We start from the raw sequence: 23,111 nt of genomic DNA on the forward strand, positions 1-23,111 counted from the left end.
CTCGCGGGCATGGATGCGACCGATTGGGACGAGCGCTACGCGCACACTGAATTGGTCTGGGGCGCACCGCCGAACAACACCGTGGTGGAGCACGTCTTCGGGCTGGAGCGGCGGACACCGCTGCAGTCCGACCATCCCGACGGTGACCCGCCGGAGCTCCCGCGCGCCCTCGACCTGGCCTGCGGCGAAGGTCGCAACGCCCTCTGGCTGGCCACACACGGCTGGCAGGTGCACGCCGTCGACTATTCACAGGTCGGCGTGGACAAGGGCCGGACCATCGCCACCCGGCTGTCCCGCTCGGTGCGCAGCCGGATCACCTGGCAGTGCGCCGACGTCACCGATTTCGCCGCCGCCGAGCTCACCGGTCCGTTCGAGCTGGTCCTCATGGTCTTTCTGCACCTACCCGCCGAGCAACGGCGCAAGGTGGTCCGTCAGGCCGCGGACCTGCTGGTTCCCGAGGGCACCTTGCTCGTCCTCGGCCATGACTCCACCAACCTCACCGAGGGTTACGGCGGCCCGCAGGACCCGTCCGTCCTCTTCACCCCGGACGACATCGTCGCCGACCTGGGCGAGGCCATCGCGGACGACCGAATCAAGGTCCGGCTGGCCGAACGCGTCTTCCGCCCCACCGAGGGGCGCGATGCCATCGATGCGCTGGTCATCGCCACCCGGCCGGCGGCTGGCGACGGCGAGGTCGAACCGGTCTCCTGACTACCCCCTCCAGCGCTGCAACCAGGGCGTGACCGTGTCGGCGATGACGTCGAAGCCCGTGCGGAACGAGTGCGGCTGACCTGGAATCACCCGCACCTCCGCCGCATCGGCAGCGTCCGGAATGCCGAACGGATCGCTCCCGCCGTTGATGACGACCACCTCGATATCACCCGCTTCGAGCAGCTCCGCGCGCCGCGACTTCTCCGGCTTCCCCGGCGGATGCAGCGGAAAAGACAGCGCGATCACGCCGCGCGCCTCGGCCGCGATCGCCGTGCGACAAGCGACCCGGGCACCGTTGCTCCGTCCACCCTGGATCAACGGAACCTTCTTCACCCGGGCTCGCAGCGCCGCCACGATCTCCAGCCAGGCCTCGTCCTGCTTCACCGCCGACCCGGGCGCCCGCCGGCCCGCGAGCCGATAAGGCTGCACAACCCTGGCTACCGCGCCACCCAGCGCCACCGCCGCGTCGCGCACGGTCAGGATGTCCTTCGCGTCGACCCCGCCGCCCGAACCGTGCGTGAGCACCAGGAGAAACGCGGGCTTGCGTGGCTGGTCAAGCTCGATTTCGGCCGGTCCGGCACTCGTCTCGATGCGCACACCTCACGGTAACCGGGTCGGCGCGTCAACTCGCGACGCCCCGCGTGACGCTGTTTTTCGCGTCACATTCCCGCTCGAGCCTTTGCCAGCCCATTACCGGTCGGTAATATGGAGCGTAAGTTACCCGCGAGTAGCATGCGGAACACCGGCTACCGGTAGAGCGAAACACGGGCGGGAACGGTCAACCAACCGACCGCACCAACTCAACGGAGAGTGAGTACTGACATGGGTCACTACAAGAGCAACGTCCGCGACCTGGAGTTCAACCTCTTCGAGGTCCTGGGACTCGGCTCGATCCTCGACAGCGGCGCCTACGGCGACCTCGACACGGACACCGTCAAGGAGATGCTCAACGAGGTGCGTCGCCTGGCCGAGGGCCCGCTCGCGGAGTCCTTCGCCGACGCCGACCGCAACCCGCCGGTCTTCGACCCGCAGACGCACACCGTCGCGATCCCCGAATCGTTCAAGAAGTCCTTCCGCGCGCTGCAGGAAGGCGGCTGGGAGAAGCTCGGTATCCCCGAGGAGCTCGGCGGACTCGGCGTCCCGCGCACCGTGCACTGGGCCATCAGCGAGCTGATCCTCGGCGCACAGCCCGCCGCGTACATGTACGCCGCAGGTCCCGGCTTCAACACCATCTTCCACAACAACGGCACCGACGAGCAGAAGAAGTGGGCCAAGATCGCGATCGACCGCGACTGGGGCGCCACCATGGTGCTCACCGAGCCCGACGCGGGCTCCGACGTCGGCGCCGGTCGCACCAAGGCGATCAAGCAGGAAGACGGCACCTGGCACATCGAGGGTGTGAAGCGCTTCATCACCTCCGCCGACGCCGACGACATGTTCGAGAACACCGTCCACCTGGTGCTGGCCCGCCCCGAGGGCGCAGGCCCCGGCACCAAGGGTCTGTCGCTGTTCTTCGTGCCGAAGTTCCACTTCGACCACGAGACCGGTGAACTCGGCGACCGCAACGGCGTCTTCGTCACCGGCGTCGAGCACAAGATGGGCTTGAAGGTCTCCGCCACCTGCGAGGTCACCTTCGGTGGCAACGGCATTCCGGCCAAGGGCTGGCTCGTCGGCGAGGTGCACAACGGCATCGCGCAGATGTTCGACGTCATCGAGAACGCCCGGATGATGGTGGGCACCAAGGCCATCGCCACCCTGTCGACCGGTTACCTCAACGCCCTCGACTACGCCAAGGAGCGCGTCCAGGGTGCCGACCTGACCAAGATGACCGACAAGGCCGCGCCCCGCGTGACCATCACCCATCACCCCGACGTCCGGCGCTCGCTGGCCAGCCAGAAGGCCTACGCCGAGGGCCTGCGCGCGATCTACCTCTACACCGCCGCGCACCAGGATCCCGATGTCGCCCAGCAGGTTTCCGGTGCCGACGCCGATCTCGCGGACCGGGTCAACGACCTGCTGCTGCCGATCGTCAAGGGTGTCGGTTCCGAGCGGGCCTACCAGTACCTGACCGAATCGCTGCAGACCCTGGGCGGCTCCGGCTTCCTGCAGGACTACCCGATCGAGCAGTACATCCGCGACGCGAAGATCGACTCGCTCTACGAGGGCACCACCGCGATCCAGGCGCAGGACTTCTTCTTCCGCAAGATCGCGCGGGACCGCGGCGTCGCACTGGCGCACGTGGCAGGCCAGGTGCAGAAGTTCATCGAGTCGGAGGCGGGCAACGGCCGCCTCAAGGGTGAGCGCAAGCTGCTCGCCACCGCGCTCGAGGACGTGCAGGCCATGGCCGCCACGCTCACCGGGCACCTGATGGGCGCCCAGGAGAACCCGTCCGAGCTGTACAAGGTCGGCCTCGGTTCGGTGCGCTTCCTGCTCGCCGTCGGCGACCTGCTCATCGGCTGGCAGCTGCTGCGTCAGGCCGAGATCGCCATCAAGGCGCTCGACAACGGCGCCACCGGTGCCGACGAGTCGTTCTACCAGGGCAAGGTCGCGGTCGCGCAGTTCTTCGCGCGCAACATGCTGCCGGAGCTGACCGCGGTCCGCACCATCCTGTCGAACCTGGACAACGACATCATGGAGCTGGACGAAGCAGCGTTCTGATCTCGATAACGACGAAAACGGCCCGGATCGCTCCGGGCCGTTTTCGTTGTCAGGCTGTGCTGGAGCCGACCAGATCGTCGACCACGACCAGGTTTCCGCCCAGCTGTTTGGCTTGATACATCGCGGTGTCCGCGCGCGCGAGCAAGTAGGCAGGCGTCGGCGAGTCACCGATCCCGTCGAAAACCGCCACACCGACGCTCGCGGTCACCACCACCGATTCCGGATCCAGGCCGGCCGCCGCAACCACATCGTCCGGTTCGGCGACTGCTTGCCGCACCAGTTCCGCGACCGAGCGCGCCGTCAGCGTGTCGAGCGGCCCGAAGATCACGAACTCCTCACCACCCATCCGTGCCAACAGCAGTCGGGAGCCGACCGCGCGGCGCAGCCGTTTGGCCGTCCGGCTCAGCACCATGTCACCCATGGCGTGCCCGAAGCGGTCGTTGATGTCCTTGAACCGGTCCAGATCGATCGCGATCGCACAGGCCGGCACCGACCGGCCGGACTGCCGCAACGTGGACAGATTCAATTCGAGCCCGCGACGGTTCAACAGCGCGGTCAATTGATCGGTCACCGCGTCCTGGCGCAGCACCCAGTAGCAGAACTGCATCGAGGGCAACAGCACAACGCCCGCCGCCACCGAGATCAGCACGATCGCCAGGCCGACCATCGGATCGCCGCCCACCGCGACCATCCGGGTGGTCAGCGCCAGCACCGACACCATCGTCCAGGCCGCATGCACCGCCAGCACCTTGGCGTTGTGCATCACCGCCAGATAACCACCGGTGACCACGAGCAGTACCAGGCCCAGCGCGCCGTACACCCGGTCCGATTCCTGCCAACACGCCACCGTGATCGCAAGATCCGCAGCGGCGAACAGGGTCAGCGACTCGGTGCGGCTCGGCCACGGCCCTAGCCACCAGCGCAGAGCCCAGAACAGTGCGAACGCGACCACCAGCCAGTCGAGCGCCTGACCGACCCTGCTCGGCGGACCGGACTCGGACGACAGCACGAGGATCGCGATGCCGGCCAGCACCGCGCCACCCATACCGACGGCCACCTTTGTCCAGCGCACTGCCGCGTGGGAGTCCAGGGCGCGCGCCAGCCAGTTGTAATCGGCCGGATCGTGCCACCATGCCTCGAGCATCACGCGACCATTGGCCACAGCCACCACCAAGCGCAGAAGGATCAGTTCCATCGCAGATACGCCGAGCGCGAGATTCCTCGTCGAATCTCACCAGCTAACTGATCAAGTGTATTGCTGGCGTGCCACAGGGGTCGTTGTGTTGGTGCGCACAGCGCTGTGAGCCGGGAAAATCCCGGCTGGAAAGCCGTGACACTGGACCGCTGCGCAGCCACAGTCACCACTCAGCTATCTCAATCAGTTGGCTGCGGATACGACAAAGCGGCCCGGATCGCTCCGGGCCGCTTCGTGACATTCAGGACGCCCCGCCGTCCTTGCCCAGCATCGCGGGGCGGTATCTCGTCGGTGAATTACGGGGCAGGCTTGTTGCCCGAGCCGCTGGACAGCGCCTTGACGATCTCGGCGATGGCCTTGCTCGAGCCGGTCCCGGTCGGGTCGGGCTCACCGGGGGCGACCACCGGCTCCACGGTGCCCGGCTCCAGTTTCAGCCCCGGCGCCGCGTCGGCGGTCGCCATGCCCGACCCGGCGATGAGGACGCCGGCGGCCGCCGCCAGCACGATCCCGAATACACGCGTTTTCTTCATTCAGTTGCTTCCTTTACCGAATATCCAGGTCGATGCCCTTTGGTATCGACCGCAGCCAGTTCTATCACGGGAATTCGGAGGTCAGCGACTGTTCAGTCATCGCGGATTTCGGTCAGTGGTTGCGGGTGGGTTGCAAGTCGATGGGTACGCAACTTTCAAACTGTAAGCTGGCATATTGCCAGTTCGCGCCCATATTTTCACCGGCATCCAGATTTGGGGCATGCCCGAAAGATACCCACTACCGGGCCGTTTGTGGCAAAATAGCAATTCGGCATAACGCTCCAGCGATGACCTACTGCCACCATGGCAAACCGATAGCATACTTGAAACTAATTGAGCATTCATCGACTGACCACATTTGCGTCATCCAGCAATCAAGGGGCTATGTTGTGATTCATTGCATGCGGAATTAATGTAACGCCAGGAGAAGATTCACCGAATAGTGCCGGGCACCCACTGAGGACTGCGTCAGAGGTCCAACTGCTCGAGACCGTACGAGTCGGCTACCCAGATCGCCGTGTCGGTAACCGCTATACCTCTCGGCGTGTGCAGCACCCCCGGCCTGGACGGCACCACCGACTGCACGCCTTCAGGCGTCATCTTCACGACTCGCGGAGTAGCGTTGCGCACTCCCTGCTGGACCACATACACATTGCCGACAGCGTCGATATCCAACCCCATCGACCGATCGAGGCCGGTGAACGGCAGGGTCGTCTCGTTGCCTGCGGCATCGCGCCGAACGACACCGATCCTGTCCTCACTGTTGGAGACAGTAATCGTTCCCGCATCATCGACATAGATGCCGAATGGGAAAGAGAGATTCCCCGGCAGGATGGTCTCCTGCACCCCGCTCGGATCGACCCGGACAATCCTGCTGTTCCAGCTGTCGACCACGTACAGGTTGCTTGCCGAATCCACATGCACGTCCGTAGGATTCTGCAGCTCGGGAATCTCGATGCGGCTGTGCACACCGCCGGCACTGAGCCGATGTACGAATCCGCGCTGGTACTTCTTGTCATACTGGTAGTCGGTGATATAAATATTCCCCGACGCATCCACCGTCACGCCGAACGGAATATTCAACCATCTGACCGGCAGAGTGGTTTCGCGCCCCAACGGATCCCTCTTGATCACCGCCCGAGTGGAAGCATTCGTGTAGTAGACATTCCCGGACGCGTCAACCGCAACCCCGGCCGGACCATAGACAGCCATCTATTCCACTCCTTCATCGATGAAATACAACAAGGCGGCCCGAATCCATCGGACCGCCCTGTTAGTAGCCAGCGGCAGAAGGCCGCGACAGTTACCCCGTTAGAACTTCACCCCGCTTACGTCACGCTGCGCCGACAACCCCACAGCGGCAGCCGTTCGACACACGCCACCCAACGTTCAGGCATACAACAGCACTCAGCCAGCCCACGGTCCGCTCGTAGCCGAAACTCCGTCCCTCCACTACCGACCGCGGTACTGCTCCCATGACGGCAGGCTGAAGACCGGATCGCCTGCGGGATAACGTCTTTGCACCACCTTGGCCGGGATGTGGCGGTACTGCAGCTCGTTCAGCGCCGACTCGATCGCCTTCCCGAACTCGATGACATCGTCGAACTCACTCGGGTCGATCGTGAACGCCGGGGTCCAACCCCCCGCACTGTCACCGATATGACCGACGGCACGATGGCGGGCGGCACTCGCCCGTGCTCGAGCGACGTGCTCCGGAAGCGGTTCGATTGCGATGCCGTGCTCGCGCAGCCACGACGTGATTTGCGCGCGTTGGTTTCGGAGCTCAGTGCCCTGGTCCAGGGGGTCAGGACGGTGTAGGTACCCCTGGAACGTCTCATCCGATTCGTCGGTACGGTTCGGGTCCGCGCCAGCATCGAGTAGATCCAATACCTGCTGGTACCGCGCGAGTTCCGCGGCGTGATGCAGTGCGGTACCACCGGACAGGTCGGGAATATTCGGATCGGCGCCGGCCGCCAGCAGCATTCGAAACTGCTCGTAGTTGCCTCTGGCCGCGATGAGCGGAGTAGCCCCGCTGCTCGGGTCGATGGCATTCACATCAACCGGATACTCGAGCAATGTCTGCAAGTACCAGGAGTCTTCGATCCGCGCCGCCATATGCAGGACGGTCGCACCGTCCTCATCGCGATGCGCGGTGTCCGCACCGGCGTCGAGCAACGCGCGGAACGCCTTACGCTTGCGCGCCGCCAACGCCAACATCAGCACATTCCACCCACAGACGCCGACCCCACCCAGATCAGCGCCGTCGGCCAAGAGCTTGTTCACCTTGGCGACATCGTCCTTGACCACCGCCTTCGCCAACTTCGACACACCGGGATCTGTGAATCCCCTGGCAAGATTGCTCACTGATACTCCGGTAGAGGGCCGAGCAAGGTGCCGCCGGCTCATACGGCGCTCCACGCTCTTCCCCGAATCACACCTCCCGGCGATAGTCCTCCCATGACGGCAGGCTGAAGATGGGATCACCAGCGGGGTAGCGCCTTCGTACCACTTTCGCCGGAATGTTGGGTGCTGCCGCATGTTCAGCGCCGCTTCGATCGCTTTCCCGAACTCGATCACATCGTCGAACTCGCTGGCAGCCAACCTGAACGCCGGAGTCCAACTGCTTGCCCGTCAGAACTCGATACCGATCACCAACGACCGTCGCCACGGTAAACACGATGCTCGACCGCACGACCTCCCGGACACAATCCACAGAACCGGATTGGGATACATGACCTAGTACGGATTGATCATGATTGTCCGCGGTGTGATCTGGCTGAGGAGCTGCATGTGCACCGCCGCGTCCACAATCTGCACGTGGTCGGGCAGCATCGGCCCACCGAGCGCCTGGGCCGGAACAAATCCATACATGGTGTCCGGCCCAACCGGCCCCAACCGTTTCAATACCCGCTTGAAGAGCGGCCTGTCATCGTCACCATCCGGATCCAATAGATCACCGCTCGCCGCCCTCAACGAGGTGAAAATCTGTACATCGCGCCCGAATTCATCCGACATGTCGCTGGACATGTCCATAGGCAATAACCAACCGCTGTAAGGAATGACCGTCAGGCTCAATCCCGTCCGTTGCCCCCAAAGTGTCATCCTGCCGAACGCCGATCTGGTTACCGCCACCCATTTGTCGTCACCGAACGGCAGGTCGATACCCGCCGTCCACTCGTCCACCGTCGTCTGCCACTCCTCAGGATCGCAAAGCCACATCAACCCTTTCCGGAAACCAGCGAATCCGAGCTCACGCCACAGGTCGAGCAGAAAATTCGGAACCTGTCCCGCGTACTTCTCGAACCGTTCCTCGGGAGCGGGAACCGAAAAGCTCGGACGACCCCACTTCTGAGTTATATCCTTGACAGGAAAAGGCATCTGCTACCTCAAAATCCACTCGACATTCAACAGATAGTCACCTTGGCCCGACCGAACCAAGTCCTCAGCGTACCGTCTCAGGTCGTCCGCCAACCCACGATGGGCCCACTGGCTGCCAAGCGAGGAGTTCACAAAAGTGTCTCCCATCTTGGGCAGCCCCTTGGCATCGAGCCCGATGACGTCGAGCCCGCCGGCAACGATGTCCTGTTCATGCAGCGCTGCCAAGTCCTTCGTACGTTCCTTCATCCGCTCCTTGGCATAGCGTTCCGGCTTCATACCGCCTAGAGCTGCTGGATCTTCGTACAGCAGCCGAAGAGCATTCTTCTCCTCTTGGGCAAGAATTGCAGCCTTATATTCCTTGTTTGCCGCCTTTTGAGCCTTACCTTTCCGCGAGACCGTCTTCATATTGTGTAGCAACTCATTGGCGGTCATCTTGTTGACGCCAGCGATCTGCCCATCGATTTGGCGGGCAGTCTCACCCACCTTATGCCGAGTATTATCGGTCTTACCTCGGTTGAAGTCCACGGTATGCTTTTGTGTTGCCCGCGGCCGTACGGGTCCGAAGGCGTTGTTCGGCATCGACACCGGGCCGCTGAACCGTGGGAGGAAACCACCGCCCGGACCGTGGGTCGCGGCAAAACGGGCTCGCAGCGCGTCAGCGAGAAGATTATCTAGCTCAGGTAAGCCGCGGGCTCCGGTGGCCAACTGGGGTTCGACGCGAGCACCAAGAACGGTCAGTAAATCCTGCAATCCGGAACGCGTATTGTGAACGCCGGCGCGAGCTGTCGTTTCGAGACGTGCCATCGATTCGATGAGCCCCTCGATCTTCACATCGCGCCAGACCTGGAACCTTTCAGGAACGGTACGGAATCGCTCGATGCTTGTCACCAAGTTGGCCGGGATGTTCCGCAGCGCGTCGCCAGCGCCGGTCACCCCCGGCATGCTTCGCAATCCGTTGGTGGCGAAACTTGGCAGATTGCGTATGGAGTCGAAACTGTTCTTCGCGAAATCGGGAACATTTCGCAAAGGGTTGTACACACTCAAATTAGGTAGCGCCCGACCAACTATCGACGGCGAAACCTGTCTGGCTGCTGCCGCTGCGGCGGCTTCTGCGATTGCGACTTCACCAGAGCGCAGTGCGGCCGTTCCAGCACGAACTGGCGTACCGCCGATGGGCAGGAACATGGTGGCGGCCAGGGCTGCCTCCCAGTCGGCTGGCGCCTTGTCCATCTGCGCCTGTGCCGCCTGCAACCGGGCCCGCCCGGACGGGGTGTAGGGATCACCACCCAAGCCGTAGAAGGCACCGCCGACCTTGTAGCGGTACCAGTCGGCGAGCGTCGTGCCAGATGCCACGACGCCGTCCCACAGCAGACGACCAGGGGCAGCGGCAGCGTTCATCGACCGCTCATAATGTGTGGCGGCCGCAGCCTGATAGGCGGGGTTCAGCGGGTTGGCCGCAGCCTGGAGCCCGGGTGCGAAATTGAAGTTGGAAACTAGATCCGAACCCCAGGTCTTCAGACTATTGCCGACACCAGCAGTCCAGTCCCAGCCCTTTTCGATAAAATCGCGCCGGTCCGGTGGCAGCTCGAACGATATGGGCTTGCCGGTTGCGTCGTACACAGCCGATGCACCGTCACGGAACTTGCGGTTGATTGTTTTGTCGACCTCGTTGTAGATATCAGTGTACGACTTGTTCGATCCCGTGCCGTAGAACGAATCGAACATGACACCGCGGTGGTCGATAAAGTAGACATGGGTGCCTTCTTTGGTCTGTTCGGTCCTACCCATGGTGATGCGACCTTGCAGATCTTTGCCAACATTCCACGGCTTGCCGTCCGGGCCGAGCTGCCACCCTTCACCATTTGTATCGAATTGACCGATTAAGGTGCTTTCTACGCCACCTTTTCCGTCTGATTTAGCAGTAGATATAGTGAGGTTGCCGTAGTTATCATAATGATAGTTGTCGAACATCCCATATTGATTGGGTACCGCTACATCAATACCAACCAGGTTTCCATCTTTGTCATAGGACGGATTCTTGATGCCCTTATAGTCCGGCGTTGACACATAGGCTCGATCCGGCCTTCCCGAGGTCGAGGTGCCTGAATTGTAATCCTGGCCGTACATATCCGACTCTGCCGTGTACTTGCCACCGTAGAAGGCGGTGCCGTCTGCGTTGAGATTCCAGCGCTGCCAGCCGCCTTGACCGTTACCTGCTACGCGGGAAGTAGTGAAACCACCTTTTCCGTCGGGAATCGTTTGATCGACAGTCTGGTTCCCATTTCCGAACGGAATTCGGTTGTGCACGATCCGGCCGTCAGGCAGCGTCGTGTCCCACTCGTCGCCCGGCTTGCGGCCTTTGGTGTCCGGTAGCCCGAAGATATCCGGATCAGGAGCAGCCTCTGGTTGCGAAGGCTGTTGATTCCCTGCACCAGGCTGCTGGTTTTGATTCGGATTCGACGGCGTTGTCACACCCGGTTGTGTCCGGGGCGTCGTCACACCCGGTTGCGTCGGGGGCGTCGTCACACCCGGTTGCGTCGGGGGCGTCGTCACACCCGGTTGCGTCGGGGGCGTCGTCACACCCGGTTGCGTCGGGGGCGTCGTCACACCCGGTTGCGTCCGGGGCGTCGTCACACCCGGCTGCGTCCGGGGCGTCGTCACACCCGGCTGCGACGGAGGCGTCGGCGGGGTCGTCACACCTGGTTGCGACGGGCCATTGATCAGCTGAATATTGCTGATCGGCGCGGCATGAACGGTGCTCGTCTCGGCAATCTTGGTCGCCGATGTGACAAGCTCACGCCCGACATCGATCCGCTCCACCTTCCGAGCCGCCGACGCCGGCGTCATCCGATGAAAGTTGAAGACCCGGTTACTCGACTGACCGGAAGACGAATCCGCCGATGCAGCAAAGCTGTTCGTCAGCGATGACAAGTTCGCGGCACGGCCAGCAACCCAGGCCGGGGAACTGTTTGTGGCCGGTCTGATGATGTCGGTACGCGACATAGCAGCACCTCGCATGATTCGAAAAGCGGACTAGGACATGGAGAAACAGCTGCGGGAGACGTTGAGGCACATCCTCGGCACCGATTGCGGACCGTTCGTCGTGGAATCAGCCTGTGGTGGAACAGGATCCGGGTACATGCGCCAGCGCTGTTCTTCACGCTGCCCGCCAATGCACCCGTTCTGCCTCATTGCGCCGATTCCGCTCTTCCTCTGTCTGCGGGTCCGGGCACCTAAACCGCAGTCGAGACTCGCCGGTTTGATCAGTCCCGGCACAGGGGGTCGGCTTTCGACCTCAACCCGGGAGTATCCGCAGGCGCATCGAAATGTGCTGCGACCGTTGATGCTTCCGCAGCCGACCCACGACCTGCCTCCGCCATCTCGCTACGGTGAAGGTCCGCGCCAACGGCCGCCCGGCACTCGCCAGCGTCATTCGGGAGAAGTAGAACACCGTCTGCCGAGTCGCTCATCAAACGAACCAGCCGATGCCACAACGCTGTTAGTCGGCACGGCGGGTTCGCAGCTCGATGACTAACCCAGCTAGGAACACCGTCCGGCGATGGCCAGACAGAATCACGATTCGCCATTTCTGCGCCTCAATACATCGATTGATTCGAGAAAAGGCGCAGGTCCTCGACGCACAAGACGGAGGTAGATGTGACACCGCGGGTCGGATTGATTGACCGGGAGTGCTTTTCAGTTGTTCGAACAGGCTGGTCTGCCTATGCGGATACCGCAGCGTAGAAGTGGGTGTGGCCAGCGCTCAGCCCCCGGCTGCAGTGGTCACTTCGGCCACCCGCCTCGACAACGCACTTGGCACCGCGAATGCCGTTCCACGGCATCGAAATTCCGTCCGCCAGAGCAATTCGACGAACCCGGGGCCTCTGGCCAGGAATCCGGCCCGACCGATATTGCCCTACTGCAGCGCGGCGTCGGTATGCACCCCGAAGCACTTCTTCAGTGATTTATACGACCGCTTCGAGGCCGTGCCTTGCAACGCCACAGGGGTAGCGACCAGGTTGAGCCAACTAGAGGGTCACCGAGCTTCGATGTCCGCAGCCCAATCGGGCTCTCCCATGCCGACCTCTCGCATCATCGGCAGCATCACGGCCAAGTCTGCGACATCAGGGGCCGTATCGGCGAACCAGGCTGACACGCTGCGCCAACCTTGACGGACTTCCTCGTGCTCGACAATCTCGAACACTGGCGGATCATCCTGGTCCAGCGCCGCACCATCGATCACCTGATACGTGTATCCCTGATGAGCGCTCAGCACCAGCATCCCCGTCATATCCTGGATCTCATGCCGCACGCCCTCAAGCGTCGCGGCCACATCCCGCTTCGTGTCAGCGGTAACACCGTGCAGGCCGAAATTCGTTCCAGCGAACCATAACCCAGGCTGACTACCGATAGTCCGCAACACTTCCCGGACCGCCGACGGCATCTGGCCGACGCTCTGTTCTACGAAAAACCGCTCGATCGCATCGTCGGAGGCGCCGACAACCGAGTCACGGCGAAGCCGGGCAGCCACCACACCGTCGAAGATCGCCCGAACCCGTTCACTCGCTCCACCGTGCTGCTCGCTCATAGCGGAAACACCCTTCCGCCTTTGAGATCGACCAATTCCATAGACCCTATGGACGAGTTACCGTAGAACACGTGTTTCCCGACGCGTGCAGCGGATACTACGCTTCTGTGTCCCAGATCAGATTTCCATTCTCGTCCCAATGCTTTTGCCAAAGCGAAGTTCCCCCGGAGTCGAACCGCTGGTGTCGCGAAATTTGACCGTTGGGATGCCACTCACGCCATTCTCCGACAGGATCGCCGTTCGTGCTCTGACCCTCTAGTCGCGGAGAGCCGTCCGGAAACCACTCGCGCTCGGGCCCGTCGGGCACGCCATCACGATAGGCGGTGATTCCGACCGTTTCGCCGGCAGCATTGGTTTCAATCATTTCTCCGGTAAATGGCTGCCCTTGATAGTAGAAGTCGCACTTATCATCATAGTCGGCTTCGACGAGGTCTTCAGCGTTGACTCGTAACATTTCGTCACCATTCAGCGAAGGTATGAGGAGTGTTTCCCTCATATCGATAGTCTTTCGGATCGAAGGTATAGCGGCCAGAATAGCTCGGAATGCCTCTGAGTATGTTGTTGCAATTCGCGCAAGCAGCGGCATGTTCGAGCATGCTGAACCTATTCCCGTCTTTGAGCCAGCGAGGATCGAACCGCAGTTCGCTCAGTGTCGCGAGCGCGAGCGGCGGATCTCCCGGTCGGCGCACTCGCTCGCGAGCCCACAACAACTCGTTGACCGCTTTCACCTCCGCGTGGCGCAATGGACCGTCATAGTGCACCTTACCGTCGCGGACTTCGAGATCGGTACCGTCCTGCGCCTTGACCGCATGCTGCCACACCGCCATGTCCACATAGTTCTGCCGGAGCAGTGGATGCAGGCTCTTCGGGTCCAATACGTCGCCTCGGCGCCCATTCACGCCCTCAGTGACAAGTCCGGTCCTTAGATCTATCGCGACCGCAACGACCGGCCCGTCCTTCGAACGCAATGTCGGCGCGATGGCGGTGACACGCGACTTTACGAGGCTGTCGATGTAGTCCTTGACCGGCACCCCATCGACAGTTCTGATCAAATTATCGGCACCACGAGTGACCCGATTCGCGCCGATCTCTTCGATCAGTACACCGCGTGACCTGATGGCAGGCCCGGTCGGAGACGTCGCAGGCGTCGGTCCTGGATCGTGCGGCGGGTCGATCGGCGTGAAGTTCTCGTTCAGCCCCACCGCGGTGACAGGTTTGCGCTGGGGTTGGTCAGGACCGTCGATTGGGCTGTCCAGCACGGGATCAGGAGATGGCTGCGGTGCCGGGGGCGGGTCGGACTGCTCACCATTGTCGTGATGGGTACTCCCTGGCAGATCTGGGTCGGTTACATCGCCACGCCGGATGGAGCCGATAACTCCCCGCGCCCCTGCCACCAACGGACGCGTGACTACGGCGGTCACGCTGCCGAAAGCCGCGCCAACAACCAAGCCGCCGAGGAGTGTCCCGAGGCCGGCGCCGATACGCCCTTCCTTGAAATCGGCGTAGCCCAAGCTGTTGGCGATATCTTTAACAATTTGATTGGCCTCGCCTTTGTTGAGGCCAGGGATCTTCCCACTGTTCGCCAGGTCGTATCCCGACGGTCCGTATTGTGCGGTGAGGGCAGTTATCGCAGCAGTTTTTGCTACGTTTTTCCCTAGCGCGCTCCAGGATTCGCCAAAGCCTTGATTGCTCGACCCACCCATTCCGATCAGCGGGAGCATTCCGTCGTAGGCGTTTATGATCGCAAGACCGAATTTTGCTGCGAAAGAGTCATAATCTTGACCGATGGGACCCTTTTCCGATCCGACCCATGGCATACCAGGCACCTCGTTGTGCTGGGTGTTGAGGGGGCGAAGGTCGATACGGCGGTCACCTTCCAGCCCATTACCCCATAGAGTCTTCGGCTCCTGCCCAGGAGCCATGACTATCTCTTGGGTAAGAACTGCGCCGGTCCGGTCTTTGTACGCTTGATTGGGTTTGAATCGGATTGTGCCGTCCGGGTCGGTCGTGAAGACACCCTCCACGACGCCGTCTTTTTCGACATTCCTACCGCCAGAGCCGTTCGGAGTGACTTTGTATCCATCGGCGAGCATCTGCCAGAGCAGTTCACGCTTCCCGTCGGGACCCTTCCGGTAATGCGCTTCGAAATTGCCATCTAGGTCGCTGACGATGATCTCGTCCCACGGCTTATCTGAATTTGCGTCTTTGGCAACCTCGGTCACTATTTGGTTGTTGATCGGGTCGTACACCTGAACATACTTCTGACCCCACCGGTCGATTCCGAAATTCGTAGTGGTGTAGTCCGAGCCGCCATGAATAGTTCCGGAGCCGTCGGGTCGCGTCTCCTTGATCGACCCATCGTTTCGTGTCAGGGTGCCCGAGCCGTCCGGCTTTGTTTCACCGACGAGCCAGGGTGTGCTGTACTCAGGGTCACCAGGGCGGCTCGCGTACGTCTTGGTTCCGCCGCCCGGGAGGCGTTCGGTCTCGTAATAGGTGATGCCGTCGGATTGCTTCTGGACCAGCTTGACCGACTGCGAGCCATCCTCGGTCAGCGACCGCTTCAGCCAGTTGCCGTTGCCGTCGCCCTGGATGTACTCATTGGCACCGTTGACCATGTCGCCACCTACGGGGACGGTGTACGTCTCGGTCGTGCCCGCGTTCGGCTGGCCCGCACCGGCCACATAGGTGACCGAATGGCGACCGTCGGCGTGGGCGGTCCACACAGTCACGCCACCCTGGTCGTTGGCCACCGCCCGATGCGTAGTGATGACTTTGCCGTCGGCGTCGCGAACTTCGGTGTCGATCGTCTGGCCCCCGGTGCCGGCGACGATGGTGCTGGCCTGGGTTCCGCCGTTGCCCATCAGGGTTACCTGCGGGACACCCTCGACCGGAGGCGTAGTGGGCGGGGCTGGAGGAGCGATGGGTTGTCCTGGCAAGGGACCCGGTGGCGTCTTGTTCTCGACCGGCTTATTACTGGTCGGCGGTGGAACCGTTGTAGCAGGCGGTGTGCTGGCCGCCGGTGCCGACGGAGGCGCGTCCTTCTGCTGGTTGTTCTCACGAATCCGTCGGTCATTAGCGTCGATCTCGGCCTGTAGCCTGTCCGACTCTTCTTTGGTGGTCGGGCCAGGGGATCCCAGCCCTTTGTCGAAACCGATGGGCTTGGCCCCGGTTATGACAACTGGCCCATTGGACGGTGCCGAGGCTGCCGGCTGCGGGTTCGCGTCCTGGAACTGGACCGAATCGGCGACCGCAGCCCCGGAATTCGCGTTCGGCCGGGCTGACTCGACCAGCTCCTTCCCTGCGAAAATTCGTGCCAGCTGCTGGCCTGAAGAGGTCGCGGTCATGCCATGGAAGTTGTGGACACGGCCATCTCCGGTACCCGCGCGTGCGGAACCATCGACCGCCACACCACCCGCCGACAACGAGGCCAAGTGCGAGGTACGGGCCGACGCCCATGGCGCCACTTCGTTCTGCTTCGGCCGCACCGAATCACTCGCCATAACGGACCTCGATCGCAATCAGGATGTGGGGAACGGCGCCGGTAACGACGGGCCGCAAAGACGACAAAGCGGCCCAGAACTCTCCGGGCCGCTGATCGTTTCGGGAATATTCAGATTTCTATGTGCACCAAGGGGACTCCCGCGATCTCCGCCTACGAGACCGGTGCGTCGACGTACATCCAGGTGCCGTTGCGATAGACCTGGTGCTCGTAGTACAGGATCTGGTAACCGTCGCGCATTCGCTTCACACCGAGTTCCCATGCACCGTTGAACTCTTCGCCGCCGAGGCCGACGCGGATTCGGTGTACTTCGACGCTCTTGTTGTCGTAGCGGACGACCAGGCGCACCGTGTTGGAGCGCTCGTCGGTCTCGACTTCCTGCACTCGTTTGAATCCGGGGATGTGGATGGTGTCGCCGGAGAGGGTGGGTTGCACTTCTACGACCATGAAGGTGTCGGGCATGGTGGGTTGCTTTCTGTGCTGGTCCAGCAGGGTTGTCCTGCTTCAGATTTCCTCTTGTAGCGAGGAGGGGATTTTGTAGCGGGCCTTGGGTGGTTCTTGGCCGGGGACGTGCAGGCGGAGGAAGCCGCGTAGTTCGTCGATGTGTTGCTGGAGGGCGCGGATCAGGCGGATGGCTTCGCGGAAACGTTTTTTGTCGTCTGCCGCTTGGGTTTCCAGAATCTCGACGCGGGTGCGGAGTTTGCCTACCTCACGCGCCTGCCAGGCGGTGATCGCACCGATGACGGTGGCGACGGCGATGCCGAAGGCTTGCACCAGTTCGGGATTCAGCCAGTGCTGGGCCATTCATAGCCTGCCTTCCTGCCGGTCGACCGGGGTCACCGCCGGTCGAATGAGCAGGCCGGCGAGCACGGGGGTGAGCAGGCCGTAGACGGCCAGGACCGCTTCGATCCACGCGGTATCGATCTGGTGGCCGACGATGAAGGCGATAACTCCGGTGACGGCGACGAGTACCGAACGGATCAGGGCGGGTTCGGGAATCCGGTTCATCAGATCCGTCCCTCCGCCGCGGCGAGCAACCGGTCGAGCTTGAGTTCGAGCGCCTTGAGGCGCTGTTCGTTGCGGTAGTCCGCGGCGTCGGAGTTGAGTACGTAGCCCGCGACGGTGTCGCGGTATTCCGAGTCGGCGACCCGGGATTGGAAGCCGTAGGTGAGCTCGAAGTGCACCCGACGCAGCTTGTCGAGCAGTTCACGCTGCTCGGAGTCCGAAAGTGCCATCAGTGCACTGCCTTTCAGTCGGTCCGCGATGTCGGCGCGGAATTGGTCCATGTCCATGCAGCCGGGATCCCATTTGCCTTGCTTGGGCCCGGCCCACTCTTTGTGGGCGATCACGCGATCGGCGCCGTGGCCGAGCTTGCGCAGGATCGCCGCGCAGCAGCCGACGTAGGCGTCGTACTGCGCGTCCGACCAGCCCTCGGTGCCGTTGTTGACGGCCTCGATGCCGATGGTGCGGAAGTTGGCGTTGTCCTCCGGCAGGCCGGGCCAGGAACCCGCGCCGGCATGCCAGGCGACGCCGGCCGCGACCACGGTCACCGTGCCGTCCTGCGCCAGATGCAACTGCGACAGCGGGCCTGCCAAAGAAGGTATGCCGTAAGCGATTTCGGACGGCGGCGAATGTGAGCTGCCGGTGTGGTGGGCAACTATGCCCCAGATGTCACCGAAATCCCCGTGGCCGCGCTCCCGCCACCCGGGGAATTCGACGACCCGCAGACCCTCCTCGCGGAGCACGTCCGCGAGCCATACCGGATCACCGGTCCAAGACATAGTTGTCCTACTTTCTGAAAAATACTGTGCCGCGCGGTATTACCTGCGCATCAGAGGATCCGCACGTATCCGCCCGCGGAGACGGTGCCCGCCGCCCCGCCCGAAGCAGGCACCGCCAGCGCCTCCACGGTCACCAGATCACCCGCGGCGATGTCGACGGTGGCGTTGACCGTCAAGGTGCCCGACGGGCCTTCGACCGGCGGATCGATGGTCGCGACGATCGTGGAATTGACGCGCAGCCGCGCCTGGAGCTGGGTGGGACCGCCGAACCCGGTGGTCGCGCCGGTAAACGGGATCGAGGCGGTCACCGCGGCGGCATTCTTGTTGCCGACAGCCCGCAGGCCGTCGTTGACGACGACGGAGCCGGGAAATCCACCGGTGTCGGCCGTCCAATTCTTGATAAGGCCCCATGCCTCGGGCATCGGCTGGGTGCCGGTTTTCGTCATCCGGACCGGCAGAAAGGCTGGAATTCCAGCCACGACGACGAATGGCATCAGATCCTCCGAAAGCGATGAGCGATTAGACCGGATTGAAGTAGAGGTAGCTGTTCACGCCGCCCGCGACAGTGGTGTTCCAATTGAGGAACGTCGAACCGGTCATTCGCAGCCACACCCGGTCGCCACGCGCCAGGGTCAACGTCTTGGCCGGAATGGCCACCGACGTGGCGGCAGTGGCGAAGGTTTGGACCGGGGTGTCGTTGTGCATAACCTCGAAGGTTCGCTTCTCACTGACACCTAGGTTGCCGGACACCTCCAGCCCGCAATACACAGTCACCGTGCCAGGGCCGCTGGAAACCAGTTCGTCGTTCGCGCTGATGACGGTCTCCCCGTAGCCACTGCGGACGACCCAGCCCGTCAGTTTGACCCTCGGGGTGTCGGCGGGGACGGACTGATTGCCGTTCTTGTTCATACCCATCGGCGCCGCGGCTTCGGCCATACCGGCCGCAACGATGAACGGCACCGCTATGCCCCCGCCGAAGACGTTGCGTCCGTGGCACTCTCGACTGCGGCAGCCCCTGTTCCGGCGGAACCCGCCGGCTGCTCGGCGGGCTGTTCCGTGGGCGGCTCGACAGGCGGCTCCACCGGCGGTTCAACAGGCGGCTCCACCGGCGGCTCGACAGGCGGTTCAACAGGCGGTTCAACAGGCGGCTCGACAGGCGGTTCAACAGGCGGCCCCGTGCCGGTACCTGGCGAAACAGGCCGTTCATTAGCCGGCGGAGTAGCAGACCTCGGCCAGCCGACATACATCGTCATGCGACGGTCACTCCCTTGATGCTGGCCTGCAAGCCCTTGCCCGCACCGGCATCCAGCGTGGTGATCGAGACGGTGACCCGATCCCCCGGGTTGAAGGTCCAGGTCAGCGGAACCGTGGTATCCCCAGCCTGATTCGCCGGAAGGATGGTCGCCGACGAACCCGTCACGGCCGTGGTGCCGTTCACCTTCAGTTCGACGACAAGGTTTCCGGTGCCCGCGGTTTCGCCGCGGTAGGTCACCGAGCTGACCGAGATCTTCCGTTCGATCCGCAGACCCTCCGGCATCACATTGCCCGGGCCCGCGGCGCGAGTTCCGCTGTGCGACTTGAACGCGATGTCATAGAGCTGCCCGACCGGCGTCGGCGTGCGGGCGTCGGTCAGCCGAGGGTCGGTGCTCGCGATCGTGTCGATCGCAGTGCGAGCGGCCGCCGCGGTGGCCGCGGTGAGTACCGACCGGCCCAGCGCGGTCGAGTCGGAGATCTGGTTCGCCGGGTGGGTGTGCGCGGTCGGGGGGCGCGGATTGGTCAGGCGTGCGTCGTCACCGGCGACCGCGGTGGTCGCGGTATCGCCGATGGCAGGCGGGAACGTCGCGGGCTTGCCGGTGATGCCCGCCCAATCGGTGGTGCCCGCCTGACCGCGGATGACCACGCCCTGCCCGTTCGGCAACCAGCCGCCGCGCGCCGCGTGATAGACGTACAGCAGCCCATCCGCCTTCACCACATACTGCGCACCCTCGCCGGGGGCGGCGGGCAGCTGGGCGTAGGTGCCGACCTGCCCGTCGATCTTGATGCCCTCGCCACGCGGCCCCATGACAACGGCGTTACCGGCCGAGGCAGGCACCGGCGAGACCAGCGTCAGATCGACCAGGCCGGTCGAACCGACGTCCGGCTTCTCCGGATCGGCGCCCGGAACATATTCGGGCACAGTGAAACTGAAGGACTCCATCGGAACCCGTTCACCGTCGTAGGACAGGTCGAACGACACCCGCCAGGTCCACTGCGAGGGATTCGTCGCCGCACTCGGCGCGACGAGTCGCACGCCACGCCGGCCGCGCCAGGTGATGAAACCCCACTCGTCCAACTGACATTCGTAGTGACTCGGCAGCTGGACATAGGTCGCCGGACCCGACTGTGCGCCGGGGACAAGCACTTTCGGCGCGTCGGCGGTGAAGGTGAGCGAGCCGGTCAACGGCTCGAATTCGGGGGTGTCACCGACGTCGCCGTCGTCGAGGACGTTCGCGAGGAAGCGCCCGACGACTTTGCCGTACTTCAACGGGGGCAGATCGGCCATGGATCAATGCCTTTCGGACAGCAGGCAGCCGGAAACGGCATACCGGAATGCGGAAAATGAGTGCGGCCGTTTGGTCAGCCGATATAGAGCAGGGGTCCCGGCTACACAGGCAGCGCGCGAACGTGGATATGCGAGTAGTTGGAGTCGATGTTGTAGCCCCCCGTACCCTCCATGCGCTGCGCCACGACGTACAGGGTGGTCGTCTGGTTCGCGGGAACTACGCCGTAGGTCGCGCCGGGCTTTGTCGGGTACTGAAAGCCCGGCGAGACAAGCACATACGCGATGCGCGAGACCCGGTGGCTCCAGCCGTATCCGACGCGCTCACCGGTGGGACTGCCGATGCGCACTTCGATATCGCACCGCGTCGGTTGTTCCGTCTGCACCTGCACGCCGCCCTCGACGAGTGGGCGCCATGCCGTCGGCTGCGCCGGAATCGTGATGGCGGCCAGCGTCCTGACCTTGTCCGTGACGTTCTTGGCGGCGGTGAACTGCTTCTGCCCGATCACCCACGGCCCACTCGGCCGCGGGCTGGGGATGGGCCGGAACTTCTGGGTGGCGGCATCCCAGGCGAGCACGTGGTCCTGACCGAGCGAGCGTTCGCTGTCGATCAGGACATCGGAGGCATCCTGGATCCGCCCTTTCGCGCCCGGATCACCGACGTCACCGGTCTCGCCGCGCGGGAAGGTGATCTCCACCTGCTGGGCAGGCGCGGTACCCGTGACCCTGGCGGCCGCGGCAGACCCGGTGGGTCCCGCGACGGCAGCTCCGGTCAGCTGGTTCGACGCACCCCGGCTACCGACCGAGCGGAAGGCCTTGCCGAAAGCGACGAACCCCATCCCGGTCCAGTAGTAGATGCTGTTGTCCGCGACGACTCGCCACGCTTTGCGCGCGTCCGCCGTGGTGAGTTTCAGTTGGTTCAGCGCGGCCACGTCGGCGATGTCGCCTTGCCACGACCACGGCCATGCCGCTTCGCCTTCCGGCCCGACCGCACCCTGGTTACCTTCGCGGAGTTCGATCAGGGCTTCCCGATCGACCAGCTCGAACGGGTTCACCGTGTATGGCAGCCCGATCGAGTCGGCGACGCCACGCATGGTGATCATGATGTCGTCCTCGTAGACGACGGTCGGTTCGCTGTTCACAGCGTTGTCGGTGGTCACAGCGCCCCCACGGGTCGGGCGAAGCACACGATCGACGCGCACTCCATGGAATAGTCGTAGTCGGCAGTGCCCGACCGGCGCAGCAGCACATGCAGCGTCACCGGCTGACCGGCGGGTACGACACCGATGGTGCTGTCCGGGGTCATTGTGCGCACCGCATAGTGCGGCTGGAATCGGGCGAGAGTGCTTGCGCCGGTCACGAAGCCGACGCCGAGCGCGACGAGCTGGCCGGTCACCGAGCCGATGCGCACCTCGGCATCGATGCGGGTGGCGAATTCATTCCAATTCTCATCGGGGCGTACGACGACGCCACCGGTGATGATCGGCCGCCAGTCGGTGTCCTGTGCCGGAATATTCAACTGCGCAATGTTTTTCGTAGCGGCGGTGATCCCCGTCTGCGAGGCGACGAAGCCGGGACCGTTATCCCAGGAACGTCCCTCGAGGATGGTCCATGGTCCGCGTAGGCCGGGGTACGGCCGCGGCTTCCACTTCCCTGCCGCGGGGTCCCACGTCGGCACTGCGCGATCTACATGCGGACCGTCCGCGTAGTCCGGTGCGTTGCGAATCGGCCCGGGACCACCGTCTTCGCCTTTGCGGCCCTTGCCGCCGCGCGGAACCGTCAGGTTCAGCGTCAGATTGGGTGGGGTGCCGGTCACCGACGCCTGGAGATCGGACCCGATGGGTCCGGTATCGACCGCACCGATAGTTATCGTGCACGGCTGCCCGTCGGGTCCCGCGGCGCCGAAAGCCGCGGTGAACTCGTCGAATCCGGCACCGTTCCAGTACACCAGGGCGCCGGTGGACAAGATCCGCCATGCTTTGCCCGCATGCGCCATCGTCAGCTTGGGGGTGAGCGCCGAGAGCGCGGACTGATCCGCGATGTCACCTTCCCAACGGAACGGCCTGGCGGCCTCGCCCGGCTTGCCCCGGTCGCCGGGAGTACCGGTCATCAACTCCAGGGAGCCGTCGCGCGGCGTACCGTGCATGGACTGCACGACACCGGGCGCACCGACACCCTCATCGATGCCGCGGACCTCCGTCGACGCGAAATACTCTTTTACCGTAGACATTT

21 protein-coding genes are annotated in these 23,111 nt (G+C 63.4%); 2 read left to right on the forward strand and 19 right to left on the reverse strand.

Annotated elements, in window-relative coordinates; translation table 11 throughout:
- Positions 1-9 precede the first annotated feature (9 nt).
- Positions 10-711, forward strand: coding sequence for a class I SAM-dependent methyltransferase (locus tag IBX18_RS03305; protein ID WP_194832254.1), 702 nt, complete (start codon positions 10-12; stop codon positions 709-711).
- Here IBX18_RS03305 and IBX18_RS03310 read toward each other — a convergent pair whose 3' ends face one another.
- On the reverse strand, positions 712-1,308 hold the full coding sequence (locus tag IBX18_RS03310; protein ID WP_194832255.1) for an alpha/beta family hydrolase: 597 nt from the start codon (positions 1,306-1,308) through the stop codon (positions 712-714).
- A 225-nt stretch (positions 1,309-1,533) separates the two neighbouring features.
- Between IBX18_RS03310 and IBX18_RS03315 the strand changes: the two genes are divergently transcribed.
- The gene (locus tag IBX18_RS03315) at positions 1,534-3,369 is read left to right on the forward strand and encodes an acyl-CoA dehydrogenase (RefSeq protein ID WP_107653244.1); all 1,836 of its coding nucleotides are present in this window, start codon (positions 1,534-1,536) and stop codon (positions 3,367-3,369) included.
- Positions 3,370-3,418: 49 nt separating this feature from the next.
- Here IBX18_RS03315 and IBX18_RS03320 read toward each other — a convergent pair whose 3' ends face one another.
- The 18 genes from IBX18_RS03320 to IBX18_RS03405 form a co-directional block, all read right to left on the reverse strand.
- Complete coding sequence (locus IBX18_RS03320) at positions 3,419-4,564, reverse strand: diguanylate cyclase (RefSeq protein WP_194832256.1); 1,146 nt, start codon at positions 4,562-4,564, stop codon at positions 3,419-3,421.
- A 296-nt stretch (positions 4,565-4,860) separates the two neighbouring features.
- The gene (locus tag IBX18_RS03325; RefSeq protein ID WP_194832257.1) at positions 4,861-5,094 is read right to left on the reverse strand and encodes a hypothetical protein; all 234 of its coding nucleotides are present in this window, start codon (positions 5,092-5,094) and stop codon (positions 4,861-4,863) included.
- Between the two features lie 468 nt (positions 5,095-5,562).
- On the reverse strand, positions 5,563-6,306 hold the full coding sequence (locus IBX18_RS03330; RefSeq protein WP_194832258.1) for a hypothetical protein: 744 nt from the start codon (positions 6,304-6,306) through the stop codon (positions 5,563-5,565).
- Between the two features lie 240 nt (positions 6,307-6,546).
- Entirely contained in the window at positions 6,547-7,422 is an 876-nt protein-coding gene (locus IBX18_RS03335; protein ID WP_194832259.1) for an ankyrin repeat domain-containing protein, read from the reverse strand.
- 408 nt (positions 7,423-7,830) lie between these two features.
- Positions 7,831-8,472, reverse strand: coding sequence for a GAD-like domain-containing protein (locus IBX18_RS03340; RefSeq protein ID WP_194832260.1), 642 nt, complete (start codon positions 8,470-8,472; stop codon positions 7,831-7,833).
- Positions 8,473-8,475: 3 nt separating this feature from the next.
- Entirely contained in the window at positions 8,476-11,475 is a 3,000-nt protein-coding gene (locus IBX18_RS03345) for a polymorphic toxin type 15 domain-containing protein (RefSeq protein ID WP_194832261.1), read from the reverse strand.
- Between the two features lie 1,033 nt (positions 11,476-12,508).
- Positions 12,509-13,060 carry a hypothetical protein gene (locus IBX18_RS03350; protein WP_194832262.1) on the reverse strand — a complete coding sequence of 184 codons (552 nt, stop codon included), beginning with the start codon at positions 13,058-13,060 and terminating at the stop codon, positions 12,509-12,511.
- Positions 13,061-13,157: 97 nt separating this feature from the next.
- On the reverse strand, positions 13,158-13,556 hold the full coding sequence (locus IBX18_RS03355) for a toxin-antitoxin system YwqK family antitoxin (protein WP_194832263.1): 399 nt from the start codon (positions 13,554-13,556) through the stop codon (positions 13,158-13,160).
- Positions 13,519-16,560, reverse strand: coding sequence for a YwqJ-related putative deaminase (locus IBX18_RS03360; RefSeq protein WP_194832264.1), 3,042 nt, complete (start codon positions 16,558-16,560; stop codon positions 13,519-13,521). Before IBX18_RS03360 ends, IBX18_RS03355 begins: the two co-directional genes overlap by 38 nt.
- A 152-nt stretch (positions 16,561-16,712) precedes the next feature.
- A complete protein-coding gene (locus IBX18_RS03365; RefSeq protein WP_194832265.1) occupies positions 16,713-17,021 on the reverse strand; it encodes a hypothetical protein in 309 nt (102 codons plus the stop codon).
- Between the two features lie 42 nt (positions 17,022-17,063).
- Positions 17,064-17,363, reverse strand: a complete 300-nt coding sequence (locus IBX18_RS03370; protein ID WP_107653250.1) for a hypothetical protein — start codon at positions 17,361-17,363, stop codon at positions 17,064-17,066.
- Positions 17,364-17,567 (reverse strand): hypothetical protein, encoded by a 204-nt coding sequence (locus IBX18_RS03375; RefSeq protein WP_107653251.1) that lies wholly within the window; start codon positions 17,565-17,567, stop codon positions 17,364-17,366.
- Complete coding sequence (locus IBX18_RS03380) at positions 17,567-18,340, reverse strand: N-acetylmuramoyl-L-alanine amidase (RefSeq protein ID WP_194832266.1); 774 nt, start codon at positions 18,338-18,340, stop codon at positions 17,567-17,569. Before IBX18_RS03380 ends, IBX18_RS03375 begins: the two co-directional genes overlap by 1 nt.
- A 50-nt stretch (positions 18,341-18,390) precedes the next feature.
- Positions 18,391-18,834 carry a hypothetical protein gene (locus tag IBX18_RS03385; RefSeq protein WP_194832267.1) on the reverse strand — a complete coding sequence of 148 codons (444 nt, stop codon included), beginning with the start codon at positions 18,832-18,834 and terminating at the stop codon, positions 18,391-18,393.
- Positions 18,835-18,859: 25 nt separating this feature from the next.
- Complete coding sequence (locus tag IBX18_RS03390) at positions 18,860-19,300, reverse strand: hypothetical protein (protein ID WP_194832268.1); 441 nt, start codon at positions 19,298-19,300, stop codon at positions 18,860-18,862.
- 289 nt (positions 19,301-19,589) lie between these two features.
- Positions 19,590-20,882, reverse strand: coding sequence for a hypothetical protein (locus tag IBX18_RS03395; protein ID WP_194832269.1), 1,293 nt, complete (start codon positions 20,880-20,882; stop codon positions 19,590-19,592).
- Between the two features lie 101 nt (positions 20,883-20,983).
- On the reverse strand, positions 20,984-22,039 hold the full coding sequence (locus IBX18_RS03400) for a hypothetical protein (RefSeq protein ID WP_194832270.1): 1,056 nt from the start codon (positions 22,037-22,039) through the stop codon (positions 20,984-20,986).
- On the reverse strand, positions 22,036-23,109 hold the full coding sequence (locus tag IBX18_RS03405) for a hypothetical protein (RefSeq protein ID WP_194832271.1): 1,074 nt from the start codon (positions 23,107-23,109) through the stop codon (positions 22,036-22,038). The genes IBX18_RS03400 and IBX18_RS03405 overlap by 4 nt, the downstream gene beginning before the upstream one ends.
- Between the last annotated feature and the right edge of the window lie 2 nt (positions 23,110-23,111).

It is taken from the genome of Nocardia sp. XZ_19_369, from assembly GCF_015355715.1.
Classification (GTDB): domain Bacteria; phylum Actinomycetota; class Actinomycetes; order Mycobacteriales; family Mycobacteriaceae; genus Nocardia.

Coding starts and splice junctions, on each gene's coding strand:
- IBX18_RS03385 (WP_194832267.1), bottom strand. CDS start 18,834: ATGCCATTCGTCGTCGTGGCTGGAATTCCAGCCTTTCTGCCGGTCCGG.
- IBX18_RS03395 (WP_194832269.1), bottom strand. CDS start 20,882: ATGGCCGATCTGCCCCCGTTGAAGTACGGCAAAGTCGTCGGGCGCTTC.
- IBX18_RS03305 (WP_194832254.1), top strand. CDS start 10: ATGGATGCGACCGATTGGGACGAGCGCTACGCGCACACTGAATTGGTC.
- IBX18_RS03340 (WP_194832260.1), bottom strand. CDS start 8,472: ATGCCTTTTCCTGTCAAGGATATAACTCAGAAGTGGGGTCGTCCGAGC.
- IBX18_RS03365 (WP_194832265.1), bottom strand. CDS start 17,021: ATGCCCGACACCTTCATGGTCGTAGAAGTGCAACCCACCCTCTCCGGC.
- IBX18_RS03360 (WP_194832264.1), bottom strand. CDS start 16,560: ATGGCGAGTGATTCGGTGCGGCCGAAGCAGAACGAAGTGGCGCCATGG.
- IBX18_RS03375 (WP_107653251.1), bottom strand. CDS start 17,567: ATGAACCGGATTCCCGAACCCGCCCTGATCCGTTCGGTACTCGTCGCC.
- IBX18_RS03320 (WP_194832256.1), bottom strand. CDS start 4,564: ATGGAACTGATCCTTCTGCGCTTGGTGGTGGCTGTGGCCAATGGTCGC.
- IBX18_RS03315 (WP_107653244.1), top strand. CDS start 1,534: ATGGGTCACTACAAGAGCAACGTCCGCGACCTGGAGTTCAACCTCTTC.
- IBX18_RS03325 (WP_194832257.1), bottom strand. CDS start 5,094: ATGAAGAAAACGCGTGTATTCGGGATCGTGCTGGCGGCGGCCGCCGGC.
- IBX18_RS03380 (WP_194832266.1), bottom strand. CDS start 18,340: ATGTCTTGGACCGGTGATCCGGTATGGCTCGCGGACGTGCTCCGCGAG.
- IBX18_RS03370 (WP_107653250.1), bottom strand. CDS start 17,363: ATGGCCCAGCACTGGCTGAATCCCGAACTGGTGCAAGCCTTCGGCATC.
- IBX18_RS03345 (WP_194832261.1), bottom strand. CDS start 11,475: ATGTCGCGTACCGACATCATCAGACCGGCCACAAACAGTTCCCCGGCC.
- IBX18_RS03330 (WP_194832258.1), bottom strand. CDS start 6,306: ATGGCTGTCTATGGTCCGGCCGGGGTTGCGGTTGACGCGTCCGGGAAT.
- IBX18_RS03350 (WP_194832262.1), bottom strand. CDS start 13,060: ATGAGCGAGCAGCACGGTGGAGCGAGTGAACGGGTTCGGGCGATCTTC.
- IBX18_RS03405 (WP_194832271.1), bottom strand. CDS start 23,109: ATGTCTACGGTAAAAGAGTATTTCGCGTCGACGGAGGTCCGCGGCATC.
- IBX18_RS03355 (WP_194832263.1), bottom strand. CDS start 13,556: ATGAGGGAAACACTCCTCATACCTTCGCTGAATGGTGACGAAATGTTA.